This window comes from Sandarakinorhabdus sp. (assembly GCF_031430775.1).
Taxonomy (GTDB): Bacteria; Pseudomonadota; Alphaproteobacteria; order Sphingomonadales; family Sphingomonadaceae; genus Sandarakinorhabdus.
Genome location: NZ_JANPCD010000189.1, coordinates 1 through 9,138, shown reverse-complemented (window position 1 = coordinate 9,138; position 9,138 = coordinate 1). Strand labels below are relative to the sequence as shown.

The 9,138-nt window shown below is 65.6% G+C and carries 7 protein-coding genes; 2 read left to right on the top strand and 5 right to left on the bottom strand.

The features are described from left to right. The 5 genes from RMQ73_RS12085 to RMQ73_RS12065 all read right to left on the bottom strand — a co-directional run. A partial coding sequence (locus RMQ73_RS12085; protein WP_310498507.1) for a nitrilase-related carbon-nitrogen hydrolase occupies nt 1-468 on the bottom strand: 468 nt, incomplete at its 3' end. After that, nucleotides 465-1,508, bottom strand: a complete 1,044-nt coding sequence (gene queG, locus RMQ73_RS12080; protein WP_310498505.1) for a tRNA epoxyqueuosine(34) reductase QueG — start codon at nt 1,506-1,508, stop codon at nt 465-467. The genes RMQ73_RS12085 and queG, both read right to left, overlap by 4 nt. Beyond that, the gene (locus RMQ73_RS12075; protein ID WP_310498504.1) at nt 1,508-2,275 is read right to left on the bottom strand and encodes an alpha/beta hydrolase; all 768 of its coding nucleotides are present in this window, start codon (nt 2,273-2,275) and stop codon (nt 1,508-1,510) included. Before RMQ73_RS12075 ends, queG begins: the two co-directional genes overlap by 1 nt. Beyond that, nucleotides 2,272-4,533: an NADP-dependent malic enzyme gene (locus RMQ73_RS12070; protein WP_310498503.1), complete on the bottom strand. Its 2,262-nt coding sequence runs from the start codon at nt 4,531-4,533 to the stop codon at nt 2,272-2,274. Before RMQ73_RS12070 ends, RMQ73_RS12075 begins: the two co-directional genes overlap by 4 nt. A 224-nt stretch (nt 4,534-4,757) precedes the next feature. Continuing rightward, on the bottom strand, nt 4,758-5,300 hold the full coding sequence (locus RMQ73_RS12065; RefSeq protein WP_310498502.1) for a PEPxxWA-CTERM sorting domain-containing protein: 543 nt from the start codon (nt 5,298-5,300) through the stop codon (nt 4,758-4,760). 131 nt (nt 5,301-5,431) lie between these two features. On the opposite strand from RMQ73_RS12065, the gene mutS reads away from it, so the two are divergent. Both mutS and RMQ73_RS12055 read left to right on the top strand, forming a co-directional pair. Beyond that, complete coding sequence (mutS, locus tag RMQ73_RS12060) at nt 5,432-8,074, top strand: DNA mismatch repair protein MutS (protein WP_310498501.1); 2,643 nt, start codon at nt 5,432-5,434, stop codon at nt 8,072-8,074. A gap of 196 nt (nt 8,075-8,270) precedes the next feature. Then, nucleotides 8,271-9,002, top strand: coding sequence for an outer membrane beta-barrel protein (locus tag RMQ73_RS12055; protein WP_310498500.1), 732 nt, complete (start codon nt 8,271-8,273; stop codon nt 9,000-9,002). The last annotated feature ends 136 nt before the right edge of the window (nt 9,003-9,138 follow it).

The window sequence follows — 9,138 nt, the reverse complement described above, 5'->3', positions numbered from 1 at the left end:
GGGGCTGTCCATGGTGACAAGGCCGCTGGCGTCACCCTGGCCCCAGACCAGCCGTTCGGCGGCGGTCGGCGTCGGCTTGCGGTGGCGGGCAACAAACCAGCCATCGGCGGCGAAAAAAAGCGCGGCGCAGTACAGGCTGGCGCCGTCACGCTCGATGGCGCCGATGACCATGGCGGTTCCGGCGGCGCGCGCGAGATCGCACAAGGCCGCCACTTCCGGGCCATCCAAGGTGATCGCCTGGCGCCAGTATTCGTGGAAGGCATCGCGGCCCGCAGGGGTTCGATAGCCGAGCCGCACGCCGAAATCGCTGCCCTTGGGATAGCCGCCCAGCAGCGCCTCGGGCATGACCAGCACATCGAGCCGCGCGTCGGCGATCTCGCGCTGATAGTCGAGGATGGCGGCCAAAGTGGCGCCAGTGCCTTCGGGGCTTGACCCCAACTGGAGCGCGCCGAGCCGGGCCTTGGTCATGTCTGTGCGTCCTTGTGCAATTGGGCCATCGCCCAGACGGCGGCCTCGGCTATGACGGGGTCCGGGTCATCCAGCAGCGCCGCGACCGGCCCCGCCAGCGCGGCATCGCCGGAATTGCCTGCCGCAATCAGGCAGTTGCGGACCATGCGACCACGGCCGATGCGTTTGATGGGCGATCCTGAAAACACCGCGCGAAAGCTCTCGTCATCCAATGCCAGCAGATCGGCAAGCCTTGGCGCGGTCAATTCGGCGCGCGGCATGAAGGCCATATCGCGCGATGCAGCAGCAAAGCTGTTCCACGGGCAGACCGCGAGGCAATCATCGCAGCCATAGATGCGGTTGCCCATGGGCCTGCGAAATTCGTGCGGAATCGGGCCTTTGTGCTCGATGGTCAGGTAGGAAATGCAGCGCCGGGCATCGAGGCGGTAGGGCGCCGGGAACGCGTCTGTCGGGCACGCCGTCTGGCAGCGGGTGCAACTGCCGCATCGGTCGGCGTGCGGCGCATCGGCGGGCAGGTCGAGCGTGGTGTAGATGGCGCCAAGGAACAGCCATGAGCCATGCTGGCGGCTGACCATGTTGGTATGCTTGCCCTGCCAGCCCAGCCCGGCGGCGGCGGCCAGCGGCTTTTCCATCACCGGCGCTGTATCGACGAAGACCTTGACATCATTGCCGGGGGCCGCCGCCACCAGCCAGCGGGCAAGGGCCTTGAGGCGTTTTTTTATGACGTCGTGATAATCGCTGCCCTGCGCATACACCGAAATGACACCGGTATCGGGATGATCTGCATGACGCAGCGGATCGATCGCCGGCGCATAGCTGGTGCCCAACATGACGACCGATCGCACATCGGGCCATAACCCGGCCGGGCTGGCGCGGCGTTCTGCGGTGTCCGCCATCCAGAGCATGTCGCCGTGGCAGCCATCGGCCAGCCATTGCCGCAGACGCTGTCCTGCTTCGGGCGCGGCGCTGGCCGGCGCGATGCCGGTGGCGGCGAAACCTAGCCGCTGCGCCTCGGCACGCAATTGCCGGGCGATATCCATCAACGCTCCAGCGATGACAGCCAGTCCAGGATCATGCCGGCAACGCGGCGTTCGATGTCGCCCCAGAACAGCCAATGGCCGTGACCCGGCAGTTCATGGAAATCGACACGGCCCGCAAGTTTGCGCGCGGTGGCGCGCGCCGCAGCCGGCGGGGTGATGCGGTCATCGGTGCCGACGATGACCAATGCCGGCTGACCCAGCCGGGCGAAATCAACGCGCGTGATGTTGCCGAATGCAAATGGCAGTGACATTTCGGCCAGAACGCGCCCCGAATCCCAGACCAGCGCGGCGATTTCCTGTGCGGCGATGCTTTCGGGAACGCCGTTGAATATGCCCCAGCGCGCCCCTTCGGCATCGCACATGGTCGGTTTCTCCCACCAGCCCCAGCGCGTGATGACCCGGCGCAGTGTGCGCAGCGGATCAAGGCCCGGCGCCTGGGCATTGGCGGCAGACGCAGGCGAGAGCAGCACCAGCCCGGCATGGGGCACGCGCATCGCCACCATCTGCGCCAGCAGGCTGCCCATTGAATGGCCAAGGATGATCGGCGGCGCGCCCATGCGGCCGGCCTCGGCGACGAGGAAATCGACATAGGCGGTGATGCTCAGCCGGCCCAGTTCCGGCGCCGGCGCCAGGCTGGCGTCGCGGTCATGCCACGGCAGCACCGGGGCATGGGTGACATATCCCGCCTGTTCCAGCGCCATGCGCAAGCGGTCGAATGTGGCCGGTGTCGACCACATGCCGTGGATGAGCAGGACGCCAGGCGTCAAATCACCACCCCGGTGGAGGCCAGCACCGCCAGCGTCACCAGATCGGATGCCGTCGATGTCATCGGTGCAATCTGCACCGGCCGGCTCATGTTCACCAACATTGGCCCGACAACGCGCACACCGGCAACTTCCTTGATCAGCTTGGCGGCAATGTTGGCGCTGTGCAGGCCGGGCATGATGAGCACGTTGGCCGGGCCGGACAGGCGGCTGAACGGGTACAGCTTGCGCATCGCCGGGTTGAGCGCCACGTCAGCCGACATTTCGCCTTCATATTCAAAGCCGACGCCGCGTTCATCGAGGATCTTGACGGCGCCGCGCAGGTTGCCGACAAATTCGCCGGCCGGGTTGCCGAAATTGGAATAGGACAAGAAGGCGACGCGCGGTTCCTGCCCCAACCGGCGCGCGACGGCGGCGGTTTCCACAGCGATATCGGCCAGGGTTTCGGCTGTCGGGCGTTCGGTGACGGTGGTATCGGCGATGAAGATCGTGTCCTGCCGGCCGACCAGCATATGGATGCCGAACGGGCGGTGGCCGGGCATCGGATCGATGACCTGCCGGACCTGCCGATAGGTGGTGGCAAAATTGCGCGTGACGCCAGTGAGCATCAGGTCCGCCTCGCCCAGTTCCACGAGCATGGCGCCAAAGACGTTGCGTTCATGGTTGACCATGCGCTGCACATCGCGGTGCAGCATGCCGCGCCGCTGCAACCGGGCATACAACGTCTCGACCATGCGCGGCACCAGCGGGCTGACGCTGCTGTTATGGATTTCGTAGCTTTCCACGTCAGGCACGCCGATGCGGGCCAGCCCCTCGCGCACCGGTGCCTCGCGGCCGACCAGAACGGGTTCACCATAGCCGGAATTGCGCCAGTTGACGGCGGCGCGCAGCACCACCTCCTGTTCGGCCTCGGCAAAGACGCAGCGGCGCGGCCGGCTGCGAGCGCTTTCGACGGCGCCTTGCAGGATCGATGTTGTCGGGTTGAGGCGTGATCGCAGTTCCTGCCGATAGGCGTCCTCGTCGAAGAACGGCTTTTTGGCGACGCCCGACGCCATCGCCGCCTTGGCAACGGCAACCGGGATATGCTCGATCAGACGCGGGTCGAATGGCGCCGGGATGATATATTCCGGGCCGAAATTGCGGGTCTTGCCGCCATAGGCCGCCGCCACTTCATCGGGCACCTGCATGCGCGCCAGACTGGCGATGGCGTCGGCTGCGGCCAGCTTCATGGCTTCGTTGATCTGCGTGGCGCGCACATCCAGCGCGCCGCGAAACAGATAGGGGAAGCACAGGACATTGTTGACCTGGTTGGGGTAATCGCTGCGCCCGGTGGCGATGATGGCGTCGCTGCGCACCTTCAACACATCTTCGGGCGTGATTTCCGGGTCCGGGTTGGCCATGGCGAATATGATCGGATTGGGCGCCATCGATGCGACCATTGCCTGCGATACGGCGCCGGCCTGCGACAGGCCGAGGAACAGGTCGGCGCCGACAATGGCCTCTTCCAGTGTACGGCTGTCGGTGACGGCGGCGTGGGCCGACTTCCACTGGTTCATGCCCTTTTGGCGGCCGATGTAAATGACGCCGCTGGTGTCGCACATGATGACGTTGCGAACGCCATAGGCCTTGATCAGTTCGGTGCAGGCGATGGCCGATGCGCCGGCGCCGTTCACGACCATCTTGACATCGGCAGGGTTGCGGCCCGTCAGGTGCAGCGCGTTGATGACCCCGGCGGCGGCAACAATGGCAGTGCCATGCTGGTCGTCATGGAACACCGGGATGTTCATCTTTTCCTTGAGCGAGGCTTCGATGATGAAGCACTCCGGCGCCTTGATGTCTTCAAGGTTGATGCCGCCAAAACTGGGTTCGAGCAGTTCGACGCAGTCGATGAAGCGGTCGACGTCTTCGGTCGCCACTTCGAGGTCGATGGAATCGATGTCGGCAAAGCGCTTGAACAGCACCGCCTTGCCCTCCATCACCGGCTTGGACGCCAGCGCGCCAAGATTGCCCAAGCCCAGGATGGCAGTGCCGTTGGAGATGACGGCTACCAGATTGCCCTTGATGGTATAATCATAGGCGGCATCGGGGTCGGCAGCGATGGCGCGCACGGGCGCTGCGACACCGGGCGAATAGGCAAGGCTCAGGTCACGCTGCGTCGCCATCGGCTTGGACGCGACGATCTCGATTTTGCCGGGCTTGCCGATGCGGTGATAGTGCAGCGCCTCGCGGTCGCCGAAATCATCGCTCTGGTCATTGGCCATCGGGCAGTGTCCTATCTGGGTTGAGGCAGCGATAGGATTGTGGCGGCCATGAGGCAAGGAATTTGGGGATCGAGATTTCGGACACGCGCTGCACTAGCGCCCGTCCACCCGCTGCATGGCCTGCACCTCGACCTTTTGGCGATGGCAATCAGTGATCATGCTGCGGCGACAAAAAAGGCCCGGCGTTTGTGCGCCGGGCCTTCGGAACTTGGGTAAGCGTACAATCAGGCAACGACGGCCTTGCTCCGGCGGCGCAGCGAAACACCGACCATGCCGAAGCCGGCAATCATCAGGCCCCAAGCGGCAGGTTCCGGAATGGCTCCTGAAACGGCTGCCGTCTGGAACGCCATGGTGTAGCTATCGTTACCAGCACCAAACCCGCCCACGTTCTGGATCGCGCCTGTCGCAACGATGTTCGGGCCGACGACCGGCGAGATCGGACCAACCGCCGCCGACGCAAAGCTCACCGAAAAAGCGCCCGACCCTTGCGTTCCCGAAAACGTGTAGGTGTGGAGAAGGTTATTCAACGCGTCAGTGATGTTGAACGCGAAGTTGAAATTCGCGCTCAATGTCTGTCCGTTCCACAAACCATAACCGCCGTTATAGCCTGAGCCGACGTTGACATCCTGAATGACGACGTTGTCCTGCAGCGTGATGGCGCGCAAGATTGTCGGTGATTCATACTTCCAGTTGACAAGCAACGCCGCTGCCTGCGCAGACGTCGCTCCAGCAAAAAGAACCGCAGCAAGAGCCAATTTCTTAATCATTATTTAACCTTTTCAAAACAATAACTTAAGGATGCTAGCTTGCTGGCGCTACTCGTGTCAATAGCTGCCAGAACATAAGAAAAGATGCTGATCGCTTGAGCGGGCCACGCCTTGCACTAAAAGGCATGGAGATGACCGCATCCCCGATGATTGCCCAATTTCTTGGGCTGAAGGCGCAAGCCGAAGCCACCGTGCCCGGCTGCCTGCTGTTCTTTCGCATGGGCGATTTCTATGAAATGTTCTTTGACGATGCCGTTGTCGCCGCCGCCAGCCTCGATATCGCGCTGACCAGCCGGGGCGAACACGCCGGCCAGCCGATTCCGATGTGCGGCGTGCCGGTGCATGCGCATGAAAACTACCTCGCGCGCCTGATCCGGGCCGGCCACCGCGTGGCCATTGCCGAACAGGTCGAAAGCCCCGCCGAAGCGAAAAAGCGCGGCGGCAAATCCCTGGTGGCACGGGCCATCGTGCGGGTGGTGACGCCCGGCACCCTGACCGAAACCGGCCTGCTCGAACCCCGCAGGTCCAACTGGCTGGCGGCGCTTCTGCCCGGCTCAGAGACTGGCGCCGTCGCAGCCCCCATGACAGGGGTGGCGTGGTGCGACCTGTCCACCGGGCAGTTCGGCACCCGCGCCGCCAGCGCCGCCGAGGCGACGGCCGAAATTGCCCGGCTGGCGCCTGCAGAAATCATCATGCCCGAGGGCAGCGATGGCGCGCTGGCCGGCATCGTCATGCCGACATTGCGTCCCGCCGGTGATTTTTCGGCAGCGCGCGGCGAAGCGCGGCTGAAGGCGCGGTTCGGCGTGGCGACGCTCGATGGGTTCGGGCAGTTTTCACCGGCCGAAATCGCTGCTGCCGGCGCGCTGCTGGCCTATGTCGATGCGACTGCCGGGTCTGGTGCCGGCGCGCCTCTGCTGTCGCCGCCCCGGCCCGAAACGCCGGGCAGCACCATGGCCATCGACAGCGCCACCCGCGCCAGCCTGGAAATCGCCCGCAGAGCCGGCCGCGCCAGCCTTGAGGCCGCGATCGACCAGACCGTCACGGCGGCTGGCGCGCGGCTGCTGTCGCAGGATATTGCCGCGCCGCTGACGGATGCTGCTGCCATCAATGACCGGCTGGCCATGGTCGGCTGGTTCCACGACGACGCCCTGCTGCGCGGCAGGCTGCGCGACCGGCTGGCCGCCATGCCCGACATCGCGCGGGCGCTGGCGCGCTTGTCGATCGGGCGCTTCAGCCCGCGTGACCTTGGCGCAATGAAGGACGGGTTGGCAGCCGGGCTGGCGATCAAGGCGTTGTTGATGGCCGGCGCAGGTTTGGGCCTGCCGGCGCTGCTGGCACAGACGTTGAACAGTATCGGGCCACACGGCGCGCTGGTGGAAACGCTGGGCGCCGCGCTCGCCGATCCGCTACCCGCGGAGCTGCCGGGCGCCATCCGTGCCGGACATGACAGCGGCCTGGATGCACTGCGGGAGACAGCGCGCGATGGCCGGGTCGCGGTGGCGGCGCTGGAAGGCCGGCTGCGCGCCGACACCGGGGTGGCCTTGCTCAAGATCCGCTACAATGGCGTGCTCGGCTATCATATCGAGGTGCCGGCGCGCTTTGCCGATCCGCTGATGGCGGCGGATTCGGGCCTCATACACCGCCAGACATTGGCGGGTGTTGTCCGTTTTGGCAGTGCCGACCTGTCGGGCCTGGCGCTGACCATCGCGCAGGCCGGCGACCATGCGCTGGCCGCCGAAGCTGCACATATCGAGGAATTGCGCGCTGCCGTTCTGGCGCAGGGCGCCGCCATTTCGGCGACGGCGGCGGCGCTCGCCCGCATCGACGTCGCGTCGGCGCTGGCCCAGCATGCCGCCAGCGCCGGCTGGTGCAGGCCACAAGTCGATGCCAGCGCGGCCTTTCACATCGCAGGCGGCCGTCATCCGGTTGTCGAAGCCGCCGTCGGCAAGGCGGGCGGGCGGTTTACGCCCAATGATTGCGACCTGTCGGCCGATGCGCGGCTGTGGCTCGTCACCGGGCCCAATATGGCCGGCAAATCGACGTTCCTGCGCCAGAATGCGCTTATCGCCGTGCTGGCGCAGGCCGGCAGTTTCGTGCCCGCCGCCAGCGCGCATATCGGGGTCGTCGACCGCCTGTTCAGCCGGGTCGGCGCCGCCGACGACCTGGCGCAGGGACGGTCCACCTTCATGGTCGAGATGGTCGAAACCGCTGCGATACTGTCGGGCGCGACGACGCGCAGCCTTGTCATCCTCGACGAAGTGGGGCGCGGCACATCCACGTATGACGGGCTGGCGATTGCCTGGGCGGTGCTGGAGGCGGTGCATGACGACCTGCAATGCCGCTGCTTGTTCGCCACGCATTATCATGAACTCACCGCGCTGAAGGACCGGCTGAAATCGCTCGCCACCGTCGCCGTCAGGGTTCGCGAATGGAAGGGTGAACTGGTGTTCCTGCACGCCGTCGCGCCGGGCGCCGCCGACAAGAGTTATGGCCTTTCGGTGGCGCGCATTGCCGGTGTGCCGGCGCCGGTGCTGGCCCGCGCCCGTTCGGTGCTGGCGCGGCTGGAGGCCAACCGGATGGCGACGGGCGGGCTGGCGGCCGGGCTGGCCGACCTGCCGCTGTTTGCACCCGCACCCGCGCCAACCGGCGATCCGGTGCGCGAGAAACTGGCTGCGCTCGACCTTGATGGCATCACTCCGCGCGAGGCGCTGGACCTGCTGGCACAATTGCGCGCCCTGCTCGGCACTTCGCCTGGCGCGACCGATCAAGCCTGAGAATCCTACCGGTCCCTGGCGTCAAAGGCGCCGGACTTGAAGGCGTTGCTTGCCCATTGGCCATTTGGCCCGGCCACACGGTCAGGTCAGATGGGCGATGCGACGGCACAACACGAATTGTAGAAGCCGCAAAGGCTCGGAACAGTTCCGGCTTGCGCCGTGTCAGCGACCGGCGCCCAAAGTCGAGGGAACTTTCATGTCCAAATATCTCTTGCTTGGTGCCGTGATGGCAGCGGGAATTGCGTCTGCTGCTGCGGCCAATGACGGTTTCTATGTGGCCGGCGGCGTTGGCTACAATGCCTTGGGCGCGACCAATGTGCGTTATTATGATGTCGGCGGCAGCCTTGGCGGCAGCGGTGCGCAGGACAGCGCCGAGACCACCATCCGCTTCAAGGGCGCGGCAAGTTTTCGCGGCACGCTTGGGTATGACTTTGGTCGCTTTCGCGGCGATCTCGAAATCGACTATGCGCGCAACAAGGCCAGCAGCATCCAGATCAACCGGCTGAACGGCACAGCCATCACCACGTTGACCGGCGGCGATGCCGGCGATGTCTGCGACTATCTCGAAGTGGCCGGCTGCACCGTGTCCGGCAACACCATCAGCTTTGCCGATGGCAGCCGTGTGCGCCAATTGTCGGCCTTGGCCAATGTTTGGCTCGACCTGCCGATCGGCAAGAGCATCACACCTTATGTCGGCGGCGGCGCCGGCATTGCCGGCATCGAAATCGACGGTGAAGGCAAGGCCCGCTTCGCCTGGCAGCTCGGCGCCGGTGTTGCCTTCAACCTGAGCGATACCGTGGCGCTGACGCTCGATTATCGCCACCGCCAGATCAGCGGCACGACTATTGCCTATGACGCCAGTTCGGGTTTCGACATCGGCCGCGTGCGTACCAATGCGCTGACCGCTGGTATCCGTCTGACATTCTGACGGATACCGGTCGCGGGGGGGGGGGGGCGTCGGGGGGGGCCCGCGCCCCAGCGAGAAACCCGCAGACCAGCGGCCCCAGGCCGGGCACCCCCCACCGGCCGGGGGGGGGGGGGGGGAGTGGTGGGTGGGGGGGGGG